At 56.0% G+C, this 21,003-nt stretch carries 16 protein-coding genes and 3 pseudogenes; 8 read left to right on the top strand and 11 right to left on the bottom strand.

Annotated elements, in window-relative coordinates:
• The first annotated feature begins 112 nt into the window (after positions 1 to 112).
• Positions 113 to 811 (top strand): ferredoxin--NADP reductase, encoded by a 699-nt coding sequence (locus tag LIX15_RS12920; protein ID WP_345412630.1) that lies wholly within the window; start codon positions 113 to 115, stop codon positions 809 to 811.
• A gap of 14 nt (positions 812 to 825) precedes the next feature.
• On the opposite strand, the pseudogene LIX15_RS12915 reads toward LIX15_RS12920, so the two are convergent.
• Positions 826 to 1,684: pseudogene (locus LIX15_RS12915) on the bottom strand (hypothetical protein).
• Between the two features lie 144 nt (positions 1,685 to 1,828).
• Positions 1,829 to 2,231, bottom strand: a pseudogene (locus LIX15_RS33255) (VOC family protein).
• A 112-nt stretch (positions 2,232 to 2,343) separates the two neighbouring features.
• On the opposite strand from LIX15_RS33255, the gene LIX15_RS12900 reads away from it, so the two are divergent.
• From LIX15_RS12900 to LIX15_RS12885, 4 genes are all read left to right on the top strand, one after another.
• Positions 2,344 to 3,069 (top strand): ThuA domain-containing protein, encoded by a 726-nt coding sequence (locus LIX15_RS12900; protein ID WP_227773592.1) that lies wholly within the window; start codon positions 2,344 to 2,346, stop codon positions 3,067 to 3,069.
• A gap of 166 nt (positions 3,070 to 3,235) precedes the next feature.
• Complete coding sequence (locus LIX15_RS12895) at positions 3,236 to 4,951, top strand: response regulator (RefSeq protein ID WP_227773591.1); 1,716 nt, start codon at positions 3,236 to 3,238, stop codon at positions 4,949 to 4,951.
• Between the two features lie 167 nt (positions 4,952 to 5,118).
• The gene (locus tag LIX15_RS12890) at positions 5,119 to 5,952 is read left to right on the top strand and encodes a DUF8054 domain-containing protein (RefSeq protein ID WP_497007437.1); all 834 of its coding nucleotides are present in this window, start codon (positions 5,119 to 5,121) and stop codon (positions 5,950 to 5,952) included.
• Between the two features lie 1,816 nt (positions 5,953 to 7,768).
• The gene (locus tag LIX15_RS12885) at positions 7,769 to 9,010 is read left to right on the top strand and encodes an orc1/cdc6 family replication initiation protein (protein WP_049972124.1); all 1,242 of its coding nucleotides are present in this window, start codon (positions 7,769 to 7,771) and stop codon (positions 9,008 to 9,010) included.
• Positions 9,011 to 9,158: 148 nt separating this feature from the next.
• On the opposite strand, the gene LIX15_RS12880 is transcribed toward LIX15_RS12885, so the two are convergent.
• From LIX15_RS12880 to LIX15_RS12850, 7 genes are all read right to left on the bottom strand, one after another.
• On the bottom strand, positions 9,159 to 10,151 hold the full coding sequence (locus LIX15_RS12880) for a S1C family serine protease (protein ID WP_227773589.1): 993 nt from the start codon (positions 10,149 to 10,151) through the stop codon (positions 9,159 to 9,161).
• Between the two features lie 196 nt (positions 10,152 to 10,347).
• Positions 10,348 to 10,710, bottom strand: coding sequence for a DUF6176 family protein (locus LIX15_RS12875; protein WP_227773588.1), 363 nt, complete (start codon positions 10,708 to 10,710; stop codon positions 10,348 to 10,350).
• Between the two features lie 108 nt (positions 10,711 to 10,818).
• On the bottom strand, positions 10,819 to 12,864 hold the full coding sequence (locus LIX15_RS12870; RefSeq protein WP_227773587.1) for a molybdopterin oxidoreductase family protein: 2,046 nt from the start codon (positions 12,862 to 12,864) through the stop codon (positions 10,819 to 10,821).
• Between the two features lie 204 nt (positions 12,865 to 13,068).
• Positions 13,069 to 13,623 (bottom strand): class I SAM-dependent methyltransferase, encoded by a 555-nt coding sequence (locus LIX15_RS12865; RefSeq protein ID WP_227773586.1) that lies wholly within the window; start codon positions 13,621 to 13,623, stop codon positions 13,069 to 13,071.
• A gap of 297 nt (positions 13,624 to 13,920) precedes the next feature.
• Positions 13,921 to 14,307, bottom strand: a complete 387-nt coding sequence (locus LIX15_RS12860; protein WP_227773585.1) for a DUF7970 domain-containing protein — start codon at positions 14,305 to 14,307, stop codon at positions 13,921 to 13,923.
• Positions 14,304 to 15,137 carry a ParA family protein gene (locus LIX15_RS12855; RefSeq protein WP_227773584.1) on the bottom strand — a complete coding sequence of 278 codons (834 nt, stop codon included), beginning with the start codon at positions 15,135 to 15,137 and terminating at the stop codon, positions 14,304 to 14,306. Before LIX15_RS12855 ends, LIX15_RS12860 begins: the two co-directional genes overlap by 4 nt.
• A 323-nt stretch (positions 15,138 to 15,460) precedes the next feature.
• Positions 15,461 to 16,432, bottom strand: coding sequence for an ornithine cyclodeaminase family protein (locus tag LIX15_RS12850; RefSeq protein WP_227773583.1), 972 nt, complete (start codon positions 16,430 to 16,432; stop codon positions 15,461 to 15,463).
• A gap of 74 nt (positions 16,433 to 16,506) precedes the next feature.
• Here LIX15_RS12850 and LIX15_RS33250 point away from each other — a divergent pair.
• The 3 genes and pseudogenes from LIX15_RS33250 to LIX15_RS12835 all read left to right on the top strand — a co-directional run bounded on the left by LIX15_RS33250 (position 16,507) and on the right by LIX15_RS12835 (position 20,324).
• A pseudogene (locus LIX15_RS33250) lies at positions 16,507 to 17,660 on the top strand (NAD(P)/FAD-dependent oxidoreductase).
• 76 nt (positions 17,661 to 17,736) lie between these two features.
• Positions 17,737 to 19,785 (top strand): S9 family peptidase, encoded by a 2,049-nt coding sequence (locus tag LIX15_RS12840; protein ID WP_227773582.1) that lies wholly within the window; start codon positions 17,737 to 17,739, stop codon positions 19,783 to 19,785.
• A 122-nt stretch (positions 19,786 to 19,907) separates the two neighbouring features.
• Positions 19,908 to 20,324 (top strand): SPW repeat domain-containing protein, encoded by a 417-nt coding sequence (locus tag LIX15_RS12835; RefSeq protein WP_227773581.1) that lies wholly within the window; start codon positions 19,908 to 19,910, stop codon positions 20,322 to 20,324.
• A 27-nt stretch (positions 20,325 to 20,351) separates the two neighbouring features.
• On the opposite strand, the gene LIX15_RS12830 is transcribed toward LIX15_RS12835, so the two are convergent.
• On the bottom strand, positions 20,352 to 20,588 hold the full coding sequence (locus tag LIX15_RS12830; protein ID WP_227773580.1) for a hypothetical protein: 237 nt from the start codon (positions 20,586 to 20,588) through the stop codon (positions 20,352 to 20,354).
• A gap of 59 nt (positions 20,589 to 20,647) precedes the next feature.
• Positions 20,648 to 20,947, bottom strand: a complete 300-nt coding sequence (locus tag LIX15_RS12825; RefSeq protein ID WP_227773579.1) for a HalOD1 output domain-containing protein — start codon at positions 20,945 to 20,947, stop codon at positions 20,648 to 20,650.
• Positions 20,948 to 21,003 lie beyond the last annotated feature (56 nt).

Here is a 21,003-nt window from a genome sequence, read left to right as displayed (position 1 = left end):
CGAACCGGTTATGCACTCTGCTTGCGTATTCGGCACGGTTCAAATCGGACGAACGACTCGGACGGACGTGTTGGCCAATTCGTTTACCCGTGTTACCAATGAGAAACAAGTCATGCGCGAAGTCGAAATCACGTCCATTCATCGGATGACCCCGCAGGTAAAGCAATTCGAACTCTCCGCCGCCGACGAGTTCGATTTCGAGCCCGGTCAACACACCCAGTTGCACTTCGAACAGAACGGCGACGAAGTGATTCGACCCTACACCGCGACGACGCGACCCGGAACGGACAGTATCACGCTGGCGATAAAGAAGTACAACGAGGGCACCGCGTCGGTGTACATGCACGAGCGAGAACCCGGAGACATCATCCAAATCGAAGAGTTGGACGGAAACCTCTATCTTCGGAATTTGGATTCGGACGTGGCGTTCGTCTCGACCGGAACCGGAATCACGCCGATGATGGCGATGGTGAAACAGTATCTCCGGGAAGGGACTGGCGAGGCGACGTTCCTCTACGGCGAGAAAACGCAGGAAGACGTTATGTTCCGTGAAACGCTCGACCAACTCGAATCGGCGCACGAGAACCTAACCGTAGTGTATTCACTCTCCGAGGAAGAATGGGCGGGGAAAACGGGACACGTTCAGCAGCATATCGAGGAAGTAGTTTCGTCACCGGAAGAAACGGATGTCTACGTCTGCGGCGTTCCGGGAATGGTCGTGGAAACGAGGGAGAAACTCGCGGACATCGGCGTTCCCGACGAACAGGTGTACAGCGAAGGATGGGAGGACGACGAAGTTGCAGAGGAGTAGTGTCGACAAAGTAGTTACCATTCAGCGTAGGTGAGATACTCAGCACCCTCGTACTCGATGAGCCACGTCCCATAGAACTCATCCACGTCTAATCCCTCGTACCCTCGGATGCGGTTAGTCACCGAGTTGAAGGCGTCGTTCGCTTCGAAATACCCTCCCTCAATTGCTTCCGTGACGACTGCACGTTCGGCGTCGGAAAGTTCCGTGAGTGTGAACAGGTTTTACTGTCGAATCTGCTCGGCGAATGTATCATCATCAGGAGCTATCTCCGTCACCTCGTATCGGTACTCAGCCTCGGAGGCAGTTCGGGAGTCGATTCCAACCCGCTACCGATTCTCGCCGCGAACGACGATGTCGTACTGTCGCTCCGGAACGAACACCGATTCGTTCCCCCACTTCTCCGGCAGTTTCGTAACTGAAGCCGATACCGAACCCGTCTTGACTAGCCGGAGTTTCCCCCGAAAAGAGGGAGTCGAGGCGTTGGCGATCCGTCTCCGGCAAGTTCTCGTATTCGATTTCGTCGAGTTTCGGCGTCGTATCTTCCGGTTCGAAATCGATGAGATCCTCGTAAACCGTCACTTCGCTACTCGTGAGTCGAGCCTCCGAAACTTCGTCGAAGGAATCGTCAACCCGGACGGCGTTAGTTCGGTCGAACAGTTCGTACAGTCCGCTCCGTGTAGCCGACCCATTCTCGCGGGGCGATGTGACGAGAGTATATTCTTCAGAACCGAGGTCGGCGGTCGTCGAAACTTCGTCGGCGATGTCGTCTGCTGTCGCGTCGTCCACACCGAGAACGACAGAGTGGTGGCCACATCCGGCGACAACGGCGGAAAGGAGGGCGGTTCCGGTTGCGAGAAACCAACAGCGTCGCATGCCAATTCAAACAGTTCGAATGAAAACTTTCTGATTCGTTTCGCGAGAAAATCGTATCAAATTCCCTCTTGGAAGTTCTCGCGTAGATGGTTACAGACGGAGACGCGAATGAAAAATCGTACGATGATCACGATAGTTCTCTGTTTAGAATTCCCAGTACGGATTCCACGCGACTTCCCAGAGGTGACCGTCCGGGTCGGCGAAGTAGCCGGAGTAACCGCCCCAATCCGCCTCCTGTGCCGGTTTCACGAGTTCGCCACCCGCCGAAACCGCCTCGTCGAGAACGTCGTCCACTGCATTCTGTGATTCGACGTTGTGCGCGAGCGTGATTCACGTCGAATTCACCGACCCCGGAGGAAACCGTCGCATCCTCGGCGAGCAGTTCGCGAGGGTAGAGCGAGAGTTTCATTCCCGACATTTCGAAGAAAGCAATCGAGGCGTCAGCGTCGCGTTCGTCCATCGGGAGCGAGAGGCCGTCTCGATAGAACTGAATGGGCTCGTCGAGGTCTGAAACGCCCAGCGTGACGATGCTAATTCGTGGTTCCATGTGGCGACTTCGCGGGGAGGTCGAATAAACGGCATTGGTAAACACCGTGCCGAGAGATTTTCTGTCGGTATCATTCCGAAACAGTGAATGGCTCTCCGAAGTGGTATGCCGCATGAACAAACCGCGAGTCACGGTGTGGAACGAATTTCGACACGAGCGAGAGGGAGGAGCGGCGGAGGAGTGCTATCCGGATGGAATCCACGCGATACTCGCGGAACTGTTCGAATCGCGTGGTTTCGACGTGACAACCGCCACGTTGGACGAACCGGAGCACGGTCTCACCGAAGCCGTGCTCGATGACACGGACGTACTGACGTGGTGGGGACATGCCGCCCACGAGGAGGTTGCAGACGAGGTCGTAGAACGAGTTCAAAAGCACGTTCTCGACGGTATGGGTCTTATCGTTCTCCATTCCGGTCATTTTTCGAAAATATTCAAACGACTCATGGGGACGACCTGCGACCTGAAATGGCGAAACGAGGGCGAACGGGAGCGACTCTGGACGGTGGAGCCGAACCATCCGATTGCGCGAGGAATCGGCGAGCAAGTCGTCGTGCCGAAGGCGGAGATGTACGGTGAACGATTCGACGTTCCCGCACCGGACGAACTGATCTTCGCGAGTTGGTTCGAGGGCGGCGAAGTGTTCCGAAGCGGTTGTTGTTACCGCCGCGGGTCAGGCCGGATTTTTTACTTTCGACCGGGACACGAGACGTATCCCATCTATCGGCAGTCGGAGATACGACAAATTCTCGGAAACGCCGTCGAATGGGCATCCCCGAAAAACACGAAAACACCATCGTTCGGTGAAGTTCCGGTCGGGCCGGAAGGGCGCGACTGACCGGAATCGGCAGATTTCGTGAGTCGAGAGGCCGCATAAAATCACTACACCGATGTTTAAACATAGATAATCCAACAAAACATACGACGATATATTTATATGATTGAGTGAAAAGGGGAGACCAGGATAAAGTTATTTATTGGTCACATACAAGACCAGTAGTAGAATGGAACGTCGCCCGATTCGGGTGCTTCACGTCGAGGACAACCAGTTCTTCGCAACGGTCGCGTCGGACATCCTCCAGCAGAAACTCGACGACGTGGAAGTTCACACCGAAAACGCCCCACACGACGCCCTCAATCGTCTGAAAGAGGAGCAGTTCGACTGCGTCGTTAGTGACTACGAGATGCCGGGGATGAACGGGCTGGAACTGTTAGATTCGGTTAGGGAGATACGTCCGGAACTGCCGTTTATCCTCATGACGGGTGGTGGAAGCGAAAACACCGCCAGCAGGGCTATTTCCGCAGGGGTAACTGACTATCTCCAAAAAGGCGACGGACGGCGACAGTTCGTTTCCCTCGCCAACCGAATCGAAAACGCGGTCTCCCACCGCCGTGCGGAGAAGGCGGTTCGACGACAGATAGCAATCAATGACCTTATTTGGGACGTGAGCCAGTCGCTTCTCGAAGCGTCCACGCGAGAGGACATCGAAAAATCCGTCTGCGAGCGCCTCGCCGACTCCCAATCCTATCTGTTCGCATGGGTAGGAAAAGAAGAGGATGGTTGCATCACACCGCGATTTTCCGCCGGAATCGAAGCGGGCTATCTCGACGCAGTGTTTCACACCGACACGAAAGAACACGAATCGAATTCGGTTTCCCGCGCGTTTGAAACCGGAGAGATACAGATTACGCAGGATATTGCGGACGGGAATTTTTCAGGAGAAGATTTTGCAGAAGTGGAGGTTTCCGTCGACAAGGAGATAGAGAGTACAGAAGGGACAAGTTGTACGGGGAAAGTAATTCACACAGAAGAGATAAACCCACCAGATTCGTCATTGGAGCACTGGCGGGAAAAAGCGCTCGAACGCGGGTATCACTCTAAGGCCGTCATACCGCTCCGGTACGAAACTTCACTCTACGGCGTTTTGAACGTCTATACCGACCATCCGCACGCATTTGATGAAACGGAGCGGCAGGTACTTTCGAAGTTCGGAAACAGCATCGCCTACGCGATAAATTCGGTTCGAACGCGACAGGAGTTGGTACGACGGGAACAGCGACTACAGGTGTTCAACCGTATCCTCCGACACAACCTCCGAAACGACTTGAACGTCGTACTCGGGCACGCGGACAACATCAAGGAAACCGTTCTAGAAACGGCGGAGAGCGTCGAAATCATAAAACGAAAAGCGGCCGAGCTAATCGACATCAGCGAGAAGGCCCGCGAAGTCGGAAAGACGCTCGACAGAAGCGGCAAAACGGAGACAGCCGTAGAAATTACGAGTATCATCGAACGCGCCTGTTCCGACCTTCAGAGGTCGTATCCAAACGTCGCTCTCTCGACCGAACTTCCCGATACCGCATGGGTCTACGGGGACAAAACGCTCGATACAGTCATCAACAAGGTCGTCGAGAACGCAATCGAGCACAACGATCGGGATGCTCCAGACGTAATGCTTTCAGTAACCACCGTCGATTTGGAGGAGGACAACTGGACGGAAATAATCGTCTTGGACGATGGACCGGGAATCCCGAAAGAGGAACAGTTGGTTCTCATCGATGGGAGGGAAACCGCGCTCCAACATGGAAGTGGGCTCGGTCTATGGCTGACGAACTGGGTCGTCGGCAAGTTCGGCGGCGAACTCACGTTCGGCACCAACGAACCACGCGGAAGCATCGTAACGATTCGGCTTCGAGGGGCGGAATCGCCAAGCGGATAGTTGAGAACAACGGTAGAAGCAAGCGACTGAATGCTGTTTTAGGGGTTGTGACTGATACTATTATAGAAGCTGTGGCTGCTATTTGTCAAAGTGGCAACTATATTCCATTGCCCGACGTCCGGCATTTTTAACCGCCATCAATCTATTTCAACAATAAGTATATAGTTATGAAGCAAAATAATAGAAACGAAATGAGTACGGAACTACCGGGATACGTCGACCGGTTCAGACAAACGGAATACGTAGGGGAAAACCGTTGTACCCCTTGCACGATTGTAAACGTGACAATCGCCGTGGTCGTCAGCACAGCGCTGACATTTGCGGCGATACCAGTCGGTATCGCGTTCTTTGTGTTCAGTATGGCGGCCATCTACCTCCGAGGTTATCTCGTCCCCGGAACGCCGACGTTAACGAAGACGTACTTCCCCGATTGGTTGCTCCGGATATTCGACAAGAGCGAGATAGGCGCGCCGACGGAGGCCCCCAAAGCGTCTGACCGCGAACCTGAAGAGGTGCTTACGGAAGCGAGCGTCATCGAAACCTGTGAAGAAATCGACGATCTCTGTCTCGACAACGAGTTTCAAACGGCGTGGCAGGAGAGCATGGAGCGCGTACTCGAAGACGGTGCCGAAAAAAGCGACTTGAGTCGCATCCTCGGTGCGGACGAAGAGGAACTTGAGTTCGAGGAACACGAGAGCGCCTTCCTCGCCCGAATTGACGGCCACCGACTCGGCCAATGGGAGTCCCACGCCGCGCTGGTCGCCGACCTCGCCGCGGCTCGCGAACTGTCCGACCGCTACGGCGACTGGGACGAACTCTCCGTGGACAATCAGAGCCGAATTCTGAGCGGGCTCCGAATCTTTCTCGAAACCTGTCCGGAATGTAGCGGTACGATTACCGCAGAACAGGAAACCGTCGAATCCTGCTGTCGCTCGATGGAAGTCGTGGCGGCGACCTGCGAGGACTGTGACGCCCGCATTCTGGAAGTCGAGCAAAACTAATCCAAGTCAAACGGCGACGAATAAGCCGGATAGCGACAGATCGGTACCTCCAGTTTTATACGGTGACACCGTTCCGATTGAGATGATAACACCGTTATTTCCGCTGTTCGTGTAGTACGTGGTTATATTTACTCCGGTTTACCAACATACTTCGATTTATCATCATTGAGACGAAACTATCCAGTGTAGAGATACTCGAAACTGACGGTTAGCAGATAAATGTCATTTTTCAACACTATTTTGTAGACACCACTATTTCCGCTGTTATCCGGCTTGATTATAGCGGAGCGATTCGCTCCAGTCCGTGTTGGAAGCACCCGGAACGAGGAGTTCTAACGTTCGTGAGAGTTCGCAAAATCACTCGAAGTTACGGTTGGGAAGACCGGCGACAACGAGATATTTTACTCGTTCGCTCGGTTCCGGGTTTGTCGAGCGAAGCTACTATATGAGTAAATTGGTGGACGCACGGACGCTACCAGAAGTATAGGGGGTGTAGTTGCTCTTTTAGAGACGCTAATTGTTCGACATCGTAGCAGTTCGCCGGAACAAATTCGCCAACCCCACGATTTCCGCTGTCCTCCGGACGAAGTCATTCCGTTTCAACACCATAGTTTCCGTTGTCACACATACAATGGAGGGAGGATAGGGAACGGCGGAAGGTGACCTACCCCGTAGTTTCCGTTGTTTGGTCAGCCAAAGAAAGAGTCAGAAAGAGTCGAACTCAGGACGAAGGAAAAGTCACAATAGACCATGTAGCATCAATTCTTAACCTCACATAAATCAGAATATTAATATTTCACCAGGTACGAGATTTTTAGTGTTAACATTTGACAATGACACCCACCCCATCATTTCCGTTGTTCTGTGGCGGAGATGGGTCGGGGATGGCGAGTCAATCAGTAGTCGAACAGAGGACGAAATTACCAAGGCGAGAGCTAATATTCGCTAAATTTGGCTAATGTTCGGGTTACTGGTCGGAAAGAAGGTGGATGATCGGTTTTCTCGGTTGCAAGATTTAGTTTGACGTATTTATATTAGTAGACACGTATTCAGATATATTTAGCTAGTTATAGTCGGCCTCTAGACTATATATCCATTAAGCCATGTTTAGCTAAAATATAGTTTACACATTACGGGTATGGTTTCTTACCTATGGAGATAAAGTTGTCGGTTCTTCATACACCTTTCTACCCCATCCTCCTTCTGCCCAACTAGACACAGGAAATAGTGGGGTGGGTGTGTGTTTATAAATAAACCCGTGCTCTTTCAACGGATCTGTTTCCCGAGACGTTCGGATTCTACCGTTAGAGGCCTTATAGAACGCTATCCGACAAACGATTTCACTCGATACCTCCACTGTTTCCGCTGTTCTCCATGCAGTGTCCATACCACTCCTTGCTATCATTCCTGTTACTTGCTATCATCCTCTCTGGTATCTTCGGTGCTGATTAGGCTGGTGAACAAGAAAGCGTCTGACGACGGTGTCCAAATAATCAGCGTAGGTGTAGAAAACGTGACTCCCTCGGAGGAACGAAAAGCGCATAGAGCGGAATCCGCGAAAACAGCGTGAAGTGCGGAGACAATAGATGAATGTCGAGTCAAAGGCAGCAGCAAATAGAAAAATACAAAGATAAAAGCGGCTAAAATATAATAACAACAAAAATGAAATTGTGAACCGATCGTAACGGTCGGACGCAAATACGGAAACACCGGAAACAACACTCTCCGACGTAACCATTGGATATTTATATCCTGAAAAACAGAAGAAACAGCGGACGCCCCACTTTTATATGCTCTTCCGTAAAACCATCTGGTAATGTCATCGTTTAGTTTCGACCGGGATAACTCTCTCTACAAAAACCGGGACGCATTATTGGAGGAGTACACGCCCAATAATCTGGTCGGGCGCGACGACGAACTCGAAGAGTATCACGCCGCCCTCCAACCGATTATCAACGGGGAAGCGCCGTCGAACATTTTCCTCTACGGAAAAAGCGGCGTCGGGAAAACCGCCGCAACTCGATTTCTCTTGAACCAGCTCCAAGAGGATGCCGCCAGATACGACGACATTTCGCTTTCGGTCATCGAAATCAACTGTGACGGACTCAATTCTAGCTATCAAGTGGCAGTCCGACTCGTCAACACTCTCCGCGATCCAGCCGACCAAATCAGCAACACGGGCTATCCGCAGGCGCAGGTTTACAGTTTTCTCTGGGACGAACTCGACAAACTCGGGGGAACCATCATCATCGTTCTGGACGAGGTCGATCACATCAACGACAACTCCATTCTGTATCAGATTCCACGCGCCCGAAGTAACGGCTATCTCGAACACGCCAAAATCGGTCTCATCGGCATCAGCAACGACCTTTCGTTTCGCGACTCTCTCTCGGCGAAAGTTCGCTCCTCGCTCTGTGAGAAGGAGGTTTCGTTTCCGCCGTACAACGCCAGCGAACTCCAGAAGGTGCTTCATCAGCGTGACCAAGTCGCGTTTCACGAAAATGCCTTGGCGGACGACGTGATTCCACTCTGCGCGGCTTACGGTGCGCAAGACGCTGGTGACGCCCGGCAGGCACTCGACTTACTTCTCGAAGCGGGCGACCTCGCCCGAAAAGATGCGGCGGAACAGGTCGTCGATACGCACGTTCAGGAGGCTCGGCGGAAACTAGAACGCGACCGAATCATGGAAGGCGTTGCCGACCTCACCCAGCACGCGCGACTGATTCTGTACGCACTCACGTCCATCGAAGCTGAGGGTAACACCCCTGCCCGGTCGCGAGATATTCGTCCGCGCTACGAACAACTATGTAGTCACATCGGTACCGAGGCACTAACCAGCAGGCGAATGCGCGACCATCTCGCGGATTTGGCCATGCTCGGGGTCATCTCTTCGACCGAGAAAAACGAGGGAATGTCCGGTGGAAAGTATCGTGAACACGCGCTAAAACAAGACCTACAACTCGTCGTTAGTGCACTCGAGGAAACCATCGAACTCGCCGGAGTTCACGAAAGTATTCGGCCGTACTACCAGTCGCTTCTCGACGATCGAGAAACCTGACGAAACGGTTTCCGTTGGCGCTTACGAGATCTCGGATTTCATCCGCCCAACCCCACTATTTCCGCTGTTTCCGCGCTACCGATTGTTCGAATTAATGCCCGACCGAACGCCACTATTTCCGTTGTTCTCGTTCCCTCGCGTTTCTACTTCATTTCACGGTAATACCCACGGGCCCCTGGCCGGAACGTCTGGGCCGTTCACCGAGCGTCACCAGTTCGGTCATTCGGCTTCCTTCCCGAATCAATTCCACCTCGATCCGCTCTCCGGGATGGGCTTCGGTGATGAGGTACCGCATCAGTTCCTCGTGCGAATGAATCGACTGTCCATCGACGCCGACGATAACGTCCCCACCGACGGGCACTTCACGCCCGCGCAGTTCGCGAACCATTTCGCAGCCGATGAACGCGCCGCTTGCAGGGCCGAGACGCACGTCCACGACAAGGACGCCGTCTGTCTCCGCGAGTCCGTTTGCTTCGGCGACGAGCGGCGAAACGTCTATGGTTGATATTTTGAGATACGGATGGCGGTAGTGACCGTCCCTGACGAGGTCGGGAACGACCCGTGCGACGATAGCCGCTGAAATAGCGAATCCGATGCCGTCACCCTGTCGCGCGCGGTTGGCACCGACCACTTCGCCGTCGAGCGTCACGAGCGGGCCGCCGCTGTTCCCGGGATTGATGGCGGCGTCGGTCTGTACCGTATCGGGGATGGCAAACCCGTTTCCGGTCGGAAGCGAGCGGTTCGTTCCACTGACGATTCCCGCGGTAATCGTTCCATCCAACCCCATCGGATTACCGAGTGCGGCGACCCGCTGACCCGGTTTCGGTTCGCCGGTCGCGACCGGAAGCGGTTTTGCGTAGGATGGCAAGTCGGTGACCTGCACGACCGCGAGGTCGGTGTTTTCGTCCCGCCCGACGACCGTTCCCGTCCGCCAGTCCCCGTCGCTGAATCGAAGTTCCACTTCCCCCGCCCTCCCAACGACGTGTTGGTTGGTGACGACGTGCCCGTCGTAGTCGTACACGAATCCTGACCCTGCGCCGGTTCGCAACCCCTCCGCAACGTTTTGCGGCGTGACGTATATCGAAACGACCGACGGTATCGTTTCCTCGTACAACCGTTCGTATGTGTTCTGTTTGTTCATACTCCGTTCCGACCGACGAAACGAGTCCCGCCGCCGGATTCACCTAGCGTTAGGGTTGACCGCGGTTAAGTGTGTCACTCGTTTACATCCGAAATGCAGGTGTGGACGCGGTCGGAAACAAAACGGTCGGGCATACAAAATGGGTTCAGAGCGTCTGCGGTAGTCACTATTTGACAAATGGAAAACCGATTTGCCACTATCGATTCGGATTCACCAGATGGTGGAGAAGTTCAAAATCGTCTTCACCCCACGTATCGGGGTTTTCGAGAACGTCCGTGAGCATTGATTTTGTGTCGTCTACTTTATCCTCGATACCTGCTTTCGCTGGTTCGTCCCAAATTCCGCTGATACGGGTCGCGTCCTTGGCCTCAAAATACCACACGAGGTAATCGCCGTCGCTGGCCCGTTCGATGAAAATGGATTCGGTAAACACTCCTTCTACCTCCAGTATCTCTTCTATGTCGGAACTCGACTGATTCATCTGTTCCGCTAATAACTCCTTGCATCGTTCCGTCTCTCCCGGCTTGATTTTCTGTTTCAGGAGGAATACATCGGTCATACACGGATAGATAACCGCGTAAAATATGTGTTTTATGCTGATATATGTGCGAAATAGCCCTTCTCGTCACAGTACTATTTTCTCACCAATCCATCTCACCTGTTTCTTTCAAGTCGTCTTTTCCACGCAAACCGGCACGTGCTTGTAGGTCGGAATTTTCGACTCCGAGTCGAGTTCGTCGCCGGTCAGTCGGTTGACCAAACGCTCGGCGAAGTGGAACGTGAGAAAGACGACGTCGGGTCGAATCGACGGTGTGACTGCCGCTGACGCCTCAATTCGTCCGTGGTCGTTTTCCACGACAACGCGGTCTCCGTCCTCGATTCCTCTCTCTTCGGCGTCATCTGGATGGATTTGCAGGGCGTCCGTGCTTCGGAGATGCGTCAGCACGTCACTCCGTCTGGTGACGACACCACTGTTGAAATGTTCGACGACCCGCCCCGTCGTCAGAACGAGCGATTCGCTTTTCCGATTCTCCTCATCCACCGGCTCGACGTGTTCGACAGGAACGAGCGGTACGCGGCGCGCACCGCTCGCAAATCGCCCGCGATGGAGGACACCGGTTCCTCCGCTGTCTTCATCTGCACCCTTTGGAAATGGCCATCGTTGACTTCCGTCACCGATTCCGTCGTAACTCATACCCGCGTACTGCGGCGTCACTCGCACCAATTCCGAAAAAACAGCCTCCGGGCCGTCGTATTCGAACGATTCGCCCGTCAATCGTACACCCAACTCACAGAGGATTTCGAGGTCGGTGCGTGCGTTCCCGGACGGGTCGCCGGTCGGACGCATTCGCTGTACCTGCCTGTCGGTGTTCGTGACGGTTCCGGCTTTCTCGGCCCACGAACTCGCTGGCAGAACTACGTCCGCGTGCGCCGTCGTCTCGTTCGGAAAGATCTCCTGTACAGCGAGGCAGTCGAGCGAATCGAGCTCCCGCGAAACACGGTTCGAGTTCGGCTCCGTCGCTCCTATATTTTCGCCGAACACGAACGCGCCACGAATTTCGTCGCCGAATTCGTGAGTCATTTCGACTTCCGTGAGTCCGGGTTTGGCTGGCGGTTCGGCGCCCCAAACGTTCGCGATTTCTGTCCGAGTATCAGCATCTGTCACGGGGCGATAGCCGGGCAGTACGTCCGGCAAAGCACCCACGTCGCTCGCTCCCTGCACGTTGTTCTTCCCCCGAAGCGGATTGACGCCAGCACCGTGCTTGCCGACGTTTCCAGTCACGAGCGCGAGGTTGAGAAGGGCGTGAACGTTCGCCGTTCCGTATCGGTGTTGGCTCATTCCCATGCCGGTGAACGCCGCGGAGCGGTCGGCGCTGACGTATACTCTCGTCGCTTCTCGAAGGTCGTCCGGTTTTACTCCCGCGATCCTCGCACACTCGTCTATGTCAATCCCCGACACGAAGTCTCGAAACGCGGGAACGTTGGAGGTACGTTCTCGAAGGAACTCCTCGTCCTCCAAATTTTCCTCAAAAATCACGGCACACATTGCGTTCAACAGCGGAATATCGTACCCCGGTTTGACAGATAGGTGGTACTCCGCAAGCTCTGTCGTCCGATTTTCTCTGGGGTCGATGTGAATCAGAGTCGTCCCCCCGTTCACCGCTGGCGCGAGATACGAACTGAAAATAATCGGATGCTGTTCCGCCGGATTCGACCCGCAGACAAGAAAACAATCGGCATCGCGGATGTCGTCCAATGTGTTCGTCATCGCGCCCGCACCGAACCGCGACTGCATCGCGGCGATTGTGGAGGAGTGACAGAGTCTGGCGCAGTTATCCACGTTATTCGTCCCGAGAATGCGAGCCAGTTTTTGGAAGACGTAGTTCTCCTCGTTCGTGCACCCCGACGAGGCGAAAAATCCCAATGCGCTCGGCCCGTGGTCGTCTACGATACCTCCGAACTCCGTCTCGATTCGGGAAAACGCTTCGTCCCACGAGACGGCGACGAGTCTGCCATCTTTTCGAACCTGTGGCTTCGTCAGTCGGTCGTCGTGTCCCAACACGCCGTAGGCCGCGACCCCTTTCGGACAGAGTTCGCCACGGCGGTTCACCGCTCCTTTCCATCCTCGTCCCTTTCCGGACTCCGCCCGCAGGACGCCACATCCAACGCCGCAGAACGGACAGATGCTTTTCGGGCCGTCATCTCCACCCATACGTTTCGGTGCGACGGGTGTTTGCTAAGGCGTATCGGGGATGTACCCCGCACGGGGTTTCGGTTGCTGCCTGTGTTCAAACAATATCGCGAAATACGATTTATCCATTTGCCGACTGTCCGCTTCGAATAGATTTCCGCCTTCCCACTCCCTCCCGAATAAGCACTTGCCTCACGACACCCTGCCGGACTCGATGTCGCATTTTCAGCACGAGGCCACGAGAAGGAATGTTTCGGGACGCTCGGATTCGAATTCGATTTCGAACTCGGCGGTTTCCAGCATTTCGCGCGCTGCTTCGAGGTCGTACCGCTCGTCAACCGGTGGGCCGCTTTCGCCCCGACCCTCGGCAGACCAATCGGCGACCACGAACCTCCCCCTCGGCTTGAGGATGCGGGCGATCTCCGCGATTTGCTCGTCGCCCGCGAACTCGTGAAACGTCATGGTCGAAAATGCGGCGTCGAGTTCACCGTCAGAAAACGGCACGTCGGAGATGTCCGCCGTGACGAGCGAGACGTTTTCGGGAACTCCTTTCCCTCGATAGTGGTCGTGCATCGCGTCCTGCACGTCGACCGCAAACAGCTTCCCTACGAACGGTGCAACGTCGTCGGTGTAGAATCCGGTTCCGCTTCCGAGATCCGCAACGATTTCCTCGCCCGAGATGTCGAGGTTATCCACTAACTCCTCGCGGGAGACGTACCGGTATCGTTCCGCGTCTTCGAGCTTTTCGGCTTTTTCAGGATCGAACGTATGAAAGCCCATTTACCGTCCGACTCAACGAAGCGAAGAACAATGAACGTTGTTCAGGCGAATCGTTAGACGAGGTTCGTGAGCGCCGACTCGTCCTGCGCGCCGACCATCCGCGTTACTTGTTTCCCGTCCGATAATTGTCGCCCTGCCCCGAGTGACCGTCTCGATAGTTTTCTCGGCATTCTCTCTAGATACCTGGCCATATTTCTGTCTGTATATCTTTCTGCACATATCCTCGAATATCTATTCGGGAATCTATGTGGATGTCCAAACAGAACTACACGTGTATAACCGAATGACTGGGGCGGATTATCGTCGTCCGTACCCCCATTCCTTCATCACTCGTTGAACGTCGTTTGCGTTTTCTAATCCTGCACGAATGAGGGCTTCGCGCACGTCTAGTGCCATCACTTTGTCGCCGTCGAACTGTTGGCTCAGCTCCCGTTCGAGGTCGTTGATTTTCCCTGCAGTTGTGTCTTGTACGTACACAGGCATCGCCTCGCGGTCGGCTTTCACGGTTCGTCGTGCGAAAATGAACGGCAATGCGTCCGGTTCGGTGCTGCCGTTCGTTTCGACGTTCTCACCCGTATTCGATGATTCCGATTCCGAATCTTCTGCATTCGCTTCCGATTCCGCTTCTGCGGAATACTCCCCGTAGTCGTCGTCAGTTGCGCCGTATCGGTCGTCTTTGGTCATGCTTCTACCTCCACATCGACGGTTCCTTGTTCGACGATTCGGGCTAGCTGCTCGAAGTTCGAAAGCAGGTCTTTTTCGTACTCTCGCAGCTCACGGGTTTCGTCGCTTTCCGCGAATTCGAACAGGTTCATCTGTCCTTTCCACGCCTCTTTCAGCACGTCCCGCTTTCGCACGCCGAAGGGCGTTACCGGTTTTCCGCCGCTCTCCAGTTCGTCCCGCGTGTCGCGGTAGATGTTGGAGTCGCCGACTTCGTTCGGAACGACGGCGAGAATGCCGAGTTTGAAACTATCGTCGAACTTCTGAAATCCGCGTTCCATGCTATCGAGGGTGTCTTCCAGCCCTTCGATGGAGATGCTCCCTTTTCGCGTGAGTTCGATTGGAATCAGCACGTTTCGCGCCGCGACCAGCGCGTTGTCCACGAGGACGTTCAGGGTTGCGGGCGGGTCGATGATGAAGTAATCGTACTCGCTCGCGACCGTTTTCAGCGCGGAACGCAGTTGAAATTCCCGAAGCGAGGTGTTCCGGGCGGCCATCTCGCTTTCGATGTTTGCGAGTCCCTCGTGCGACGGAACGAGGTCGAAATCCGCGGTTTCGACGATGAGCGACCGAATATCTTTCTCGTCGTCCAGCAGAACGTGACCGAGATGATCGCGGTCGCCCGTCTTCAATTCTTGATAACCGACGTGGTCGGTCAAACTTCCCAATTGGGGGTCTAAATCGACCACGAGAACTCGTTCGTCCCGCCGTCCCAGCGCGGCGGCCACGTTGGTCGCCATGGTCGTCTTACCGACCCCGCCGGATTCGCTCCACAGTGTGATGGCTCGTTTCATACAGTCGATCGTTATACGCTTACCACTCATAAATTCTCGTCAGACAAGTGAGTCAAACTATACAGATGGTTATCTATATTTCTACCTATCCAGATATCTATCTAGAAAGCTAAACAGATAACCGTCATGGTGCGGCCGATTTACGTTCATTAGGGCTGAATTTGCGGTGCGGCTGTCCCGCTGAGAATCGAATAACAACCTGGATAACTATACAGAAACCTTCTCATATATCTCGTTTCGCCACGATTGTTTCCGACAGCTCAATACAGAATGCTGTCCATCTAACTCTACGGATGTCTCGCTAGATATCCATCGGGAAATCTCTACAGCTCGACTTCCTCGCCGATATTTCTCTCGCTCGCTCGTTCGTACACGTGCTCGCTTGCGGCGGCGTCCAGCACGGCGGTTCCGACGCTTTCAACCACGATGATCTCCGATTCGGATTCGCGCCCAGACCGTTTCTCAACCACGTCGGAAAACGGAATGAGGTCGTCTTTCGCGCAGTCGGTCGCTCGCAGGTCGCCGATTTCTATCACCTCCTCCGGCACGTCCGCGAAGATTCTGTCGGCGCGGTCTATCGTCGTCCGGTCGAGTTCGCGGGTTTCGGCGGTGTACGCACCGACGGCGACGACGACGACTCCTTCGTCGAGCGAACCGCCGGAGAACACGGGTTCGGTGGCGGTCGTCGCGGTGACGACGACGTTCGAACCCGAGACGGCATCGTCGGCCGACGCGACTGCTTCGGTTCGGATTCCGAGTTCGGATTCCAACGTGTGGGCACAGTCGCGTTTGGAATCGCTCGGCGAGTACACCCGGATCCGACGGAGATCTGTCGCGGCGGCGATACAGCGCGCCTGCCACCGCGCCTGCGTTCCGGCGCCGATGAGCGCGAGTTCGACGGGAGCTGTTGTGAGTTCGCTCACCGCGAGACCGCCGATGCAACCGGTTCTCGCGTTCGTGATTTTCGTCCCGGCGAGGAAGGCAGTTGGTCGGCCTGTTTCGGCCTCCGTGAGGGCGATCTGTGCGTTGACGGTCGGAAGTCCCCGTTCGGCGTTTTTCTCGTGTACGCCGACCAGTTTCGTGGCGTAGTAGGCTGCACCGTGGATGTACGCGGGCATGACGAGGCCGGTTCCGAGCGGGCCATCTGCGAGTCCGGCACCGACGGGAAAATGGGGGCGCTCCGGTCGCTCGACTTCGCCCCGACCTTGTTTGACGAACGCGTCCCGTACGACCGGGAGGAGGGAATTTACGTCGAGAACCGATTCCACGTCGTCGTCGGAGAGGATTCGAACCATACCGATGGTTCGTCCCGTATCCCCTTATTTTCCGTCGGTGGAACGATTATTACCCGGAAGATCGTACTCCGACCATGAAAATCGTCGTCATCGGCGGGGGAATCGTCGGTTGTTCGAGTGCCCACTATCTCGCCGAGCGAGGGGCTGATGTCGTGGTCTGTGAACGCTCGAATATCGGCGCGGGAAGCACCGAATGCTCCGCGGGCGGCATTAGAGATCAGTTTTCGACACCCGTCAACGTCGAACTCTCGCTGGCGAGCGTGCGAGTGTGAGAGCGATTCGAAGCGGAGTTCGGAACCGACATAGCGTATCGACGTCCGGGGTACCTCTTCCTCGCGTGGGAGGAGGAAACCGCCGGATCGTTCGCCGATACCCTCACTATGCTGAACGAACGTGGTGTTCCGAGCGAACTGGTCACGCCCGAAGACGTCCGCGAACACTGCCCCGGACTACAGAGCGAAGAATTTCGAGGTGCCACCTACTGTCCGACGGATGGCTTCGCGGATCCCCAGATCGCGCTACAGGGATTCGCCACGCGCGCGCCCGAGAGGCGGGGGTGGAGATTCGAACCGGTGCGGAAGTAGCCGACGTTGTTCGGAAGGGTGATTCCGTCGTTGGCGTCGAGACGACCGGCGGTCGTCTCGACGCGGATTACGTCGTCAACGCCAACGGGCCGTGGGCGGGCCGAATAGCGGAGATGGCCGGAATCCACCTGCCGGTCGCTCCCGAACGCCGTCAAATCGCCGTTGTCGAACCGGCGGCACCGATTCCGGAATCGGTGCCGCTGACAATCGACCTCGACACCGGGTCGTACTTTCGCCCGGAGCGCGAGGGCTCTGCCTTCGTCGGTGGCCATTTCGATTCCGCTTCCGATTCGTTCGCCGACCCGAACGCCTACGACCGAACCACCGGCCTCGATTGGACCGTCGAGGCGCTGGAACGCGCGGGTAACACGGCGACCTACTTCGCCCCGGATTCTCGCGTCAAACAGGGATGGGCGGGTCTGTACGCCGTCACCCCCGACCATCACCCCATTATCGAGAAGACGGTTCCGGGCTTTATCACCCCCGTCGGCTTTTCCGGCCACGGATTCAGCACGCACCAGCGACCGGAAAAAATCGTCTCGGAACTCGTTTTCGAGGGCGAGTCGTCGCTCGTGGACGTTTCCGGATTGGACAGCGAGCGGTTCGAAAACGGGGAAACGGTTTCCGAGCGAAACGTCGCCTGAGTCCTGCATCCGGCGTTTTCGCGTGTGACTTGCTGGCGAACGTACATCTATATGTCCGGACCGAGTTATGCCATCGATGACTGGGACGTTCGAAGCTAGCGATTTTTACGATTTGACGCTCGCGGCCGACCTCGCGCTGTCGCCCGACGGCGACCGACTCGCCTTCGTCGCGAGCGAGTTCGACCGCGACGAAGACGACCGACGAACCTCCTTGTTCGTCGTGCCGACGGACGGTAGCGACTCTCCCTACCGACTTTCTCGTGCATCCGACGCGGGGTCTCCGAAATGGTCGCCCGATGGGTCGAAGCTCGCGTTTTTGGCGGCGCGAGACGAGGACGCCGCGCTTTCGGTTCAAAATGGAGATTGTGATTCGGACGACGAGGAAGGAAGAGACGAGAACGACGAAATCGACGACGAACCGAAATCGCAGGTGTGGATGTTCGATCTCGCGCGCGGTGGCGACGCCCGACAGGTGACGACCCGCGAGGAGGGTGTCCGAGAATTCGATTGGGGGCCGGAGAGCGAACGGATCGTCGTCTCCGCGCGCGACCCGACCGACGAACAGGCGGCGTATCTTGCGGAACGTCGAGACGGCGGCCCGGTCGAGATTTCCCGGCTTCAGCACCGGTTCGACGGAAAAGGTCTCTTGGACGACGTGACGACCTATCTGTTCGTCGTGGACGTGGCGACGCGCGAGGAGCGTCGACTCGACGACGCCTACGGCGGCGGCGCGCACGAACCGGGGACGGGATTGCAACCCGCGTGGGGGCTGGAACGAATCGCATTCCTTTCGAACCGAACTGAGCGGCCGGACGACTCCGGTGCGGTAGACGTGTACACAATCGACCCCAACGGGGACAAACTCCGGCAGGTCACCGACACGAATCTCTACGCAAACGCACCCCGATGGAGCCCTGACGGTGACCACTTTGCCTTTACCGCCAGCGACGCAATCAACTGGCACATCCCGACGCAGGTGTTCGTCGCAGACGCAGAAACTGACGAGTATCGGTCGATTACCGACTCGCTCGACCGAACCGTGGCCCACGCGAACCGCGTCCGCTGGCTGGATGCGGAAACACTATTGGCTCCAATCGGCGACGAGGGAAGCACCCGACTCGCCCGTTGTTTCGCCGACGGGAGCGACCCGGAGTACACCTTCGAATCGCAGGGCGACTACCGAACGATTCGAACCTTCGACCACGCGGGCGAGACGATTGCACTCCTAACAACCGAACCGGAGACGGTCGGTGACCTGTACGCGCTGGATGCTGACGACCTCGAATCCGGCGAACCAACCCGACTCACGACTCTCAACGGGGCGTTCGAGGAGTCACACGCCATGCCCGGTTGTCGACGCGTCGTCTACGAGAACGATTCCGGCGACGATATCGAGGGTATCGTCTACCTGCCCGCGAATTTCGACCCGGAGGATTCCGACCCTCACCCCCTCATCGTCTCCATCCACGGCGGGCCGATTTCCTACGACACGCCGGAGTTCGCTTTCGACTACGCGTACTGGACCGACAAGGGGTACGTCGTCCTCTGTCCCAACTATCGCGGAAGCAGTTCCTACGGCCGGGAATTCAGCGAAGTCCTTCGCGGCGCGTGGGGGTCGTGCGAAGCCGAGGACGTGGTCTCTGGCGTCGAGCACCTCGTCGAACGAGGCTGGGTCGATACCGACCGCACGTTCGCCACGGGATTTTCCTACGGCGGCATCACGACCGGCTACCTCATCACGAACACGAATCGGTTTGCGGGTGCCGCGGCGGAACACGGCATCTACGATTTACGGTCGTGTTACGGCACCGACGACGCCCACAAATGGTGGGAGAACGATTTCGGCCTTCCGTGGGAAAATGCTGAAACCTACGGTTCCGCGTCCAGCATCACCGATGTCGGCAACGTCGAGACACCCCTGTTGGTTACGGCAGGCGGTGAAGATTGGCGGTGCCCGCCGTCGCAGTCCGAACAGCTCTACGTCAGCGTCAAAAAGCAAGACGTTCCCGCGAAACTCGTCGTGTATCCCGACGAACACCACAACATCGGCGACCCCGACCGGGCGATTCACCGCATCGAGCAGTTGACCGAGTGGTTCGAAACCTACGACCCTGGTCGTCTGTAAGGTTCAAAACAACTATTTGTGGCTGAAAAGTTACCGTTCGTCGCCCGTAATGGGCCATTAGTTCGTGAACGGTCGCTCGCTTTATTCGCTCGCTCACTCTATCTCGACACGGAGGGAAAACCATGAGTGAAACCGAAACGAGGGAACGGACGGCACGCACCACGGACACCAACACGTCGAACTTGAAGTGGTTGAGCGGCTTCGTATCGCTCGTCGGAGCGTGGATATTCATCTCGGCGTTCATCTATCCAACGATGTCGATAACGAGCTACTGGAACAACATCATCATCGGGGCTGCAATTTTCCTCGTCGCCGGATATAACTACTATCGCATGACGAAGGGACTTACCGCTAGCGTCGGAAGTTCGTCGTTCGTCGCGCTGTTAGGACTGTGGATGATTCTGGTTCCGTTCGCGATGACCGTGGGCGCGGCGTTTTGGAGCGACATCGTTTCTGGTGTCATCGTCGCCGTCATCGCGGGGTACAACGCCTACGCTGGCCGAAAAGCGAGAGCGGGCGCACCTGCTGGAACTGCCTAACCGGCAATGGCAGGCAAATCCGTTCGACTACTTTCGTTCTAGCTTATCCAGTCGGAAAGTGGCGAGATGATAGCGCGTGGCGAGCACCGCGAACGCGACCATGACGATCGCGAACAGAGCGTGGAACGAAACCGTCGTCCCGTGGACGAGGCCGTTCCACAACTGGGCTAGCCCGATTGCCACTGGCCCGAAACTGAACAGCCCGGTCTGAACCGGCAGCTCGCGGCACAGTTCGCGGAAGGAAACGGTTGCTTTGTTGGTCATCAATCGGCTCTTGACGCCACTCGCGGGCGCGTCATCAATACCGTTTCGAAACGTCTCGACTACTCGTCGGAATCGTGAGCTTCCGGTGCGTAGATATGAATTTCACCGTCACCGTGAACGACGATTTTACAGCCTCGGGCGGTAAAGACGACCTTTCCGTCCTCCCGGGAACCGCCGCTGTGTTTTTGGCTGAAAAGTGCGTCGAGTGCGTCCGGGTCGATGCTGTTGTAGAGCCACGTCCGTCGGTCGTCATCCTCCCCGACGATTTCTTCGACGCCGCGAATGACCCTCGTGCTTACCCTATCAACGTCACTGGTGATTCGGTAGGCGATACGTTCGTCCGTATCGTGCTTATTCATTCTTTCTGCCAGCTTCTCTCCTTTCATTGTCTCGTCACGACTCAGTTGGTTAGCAA

The sequence above is a fragment of the Haladaptatus pallidirubidus genome, assembly GCF_020700235.1.
Taxonomy (GTDB): domain Archaea; phylum Halobacteriota; class Halobacteria; order Halobacteriales; family Haladaptataceae; genus Haladaptatus; species Haladaptatus pallidirubidus.
The sequence above is the reverse complement of the archived record's forward strand: the minus strand, read 5'-3'. Positions and strand labels throughout refer to the sequence as shown.

Coding starts and splice junctions, on each gene's coding strand:
- LIX15_RS12880 (WP_227773589.1), bottom strand. CDS start 10,151: ATGAACAAACAGAACACATACGAACGGTTGTACGAGGAAACGATACCG.
- LIX15_RS12840 (WP_227773582.1), top strand. CDS start 17,737: ATGACTGGGACGTTCGAAGCTAGCGATTTTTACGATTTGACGCTCGCG.
- LIX15_RS12890 (WP_497007437.1), top strand. CDS start 5,119: ATGAAGCAAAATAATAGAAACGAAATGAGTACGGAACTACCGGGATAC.
- LIX15_RS12850 (WP_227773583.1), bottom strand. CDS start 16,432: ATGGTTCGAATCCTCTCCGACGACGACGTGGAATCGGTTCTCGACGTA.
- LIX15_RS12900 (WP_227773592.1), top strand. CDS start 2,344: ATGAACAAACCGCGAGTCACGGTGTGGAACGAATTTCGACACGAGCGA.
- LIX15_RS12830 (WP_227773580.1), bottom strand. CDS start 20,588: ATGACCAACAAAGCAACCGTTTCCTTCCGCGAACTGTGCCGCGAGCTG.
- LIX15_RS12875 (WP_227773588.1), bottom strand. CDS start 10,710: ATGACCGATGTATTCCTCCTGAAACAGAAAATCAAGCCGGGAGAGACG.
- LIX15_RS12855 (WP_227773584.1), bottom strand. CDS start 15,137: ATGAAACGAGCCATCACACTGTGGAGCGAATCCGGCGGGGTCGGTAAG.
- LIX15_RS12895 (WP_227773591.1), top strand. CDS start 3,236: ATGGAACGTCGCCCGATTCGGGTGCTTCACGTCGAGGACAACCAGTTC.
- LIX15_RS12865 (WP_227773586.1), bottom strand. CDS start 13,623: ATGGGCTTTCATACGTTCGATCCTGAAAAAGCCGAAAAGCTCGAAGAC.
- LIX15_RS12825 (WP_227773579.1), bottom strand. CDS start 20,947: ATGAATAAGCACGATACGGACGAACGTATCGCCTACCGAATCACCAGT.
- LIX15_RS12835 (WP_227773581.1), top strand. CDS start 19,908: ATGAGTGAAACCGAAACGAGGGAACGGACGGCACGCACCACGGACACC.
- LIX15_RS12870 (WP_227773587.1), bottom strand. CDS start 12,864: ATGGGTGGAGATGACGGCCCGAAAAGCATCTGTCCGTTCTGCGGCGTT.
- LIX15_RS12885 (WP_049972124.1), top strand. CDS start 7,769: ATGTCATCGTTTAGTTTCGACCGGGATAACTCTCTCTACAAAAACCGG.
- LIX15_RS12860 (WP_227773585.1), bottom strand. CDS start 14,307: ATGACCAAAGACGACCGATACGGCGCAACTGACGACGACTACGGGGAG.
- LIX15_RS12920 (WP_345412630.1), top strand. CDS start 113: ATGCGCGAAGTCGAAATCACGTCCATTCATCGGATGACCCCGCAGGTA.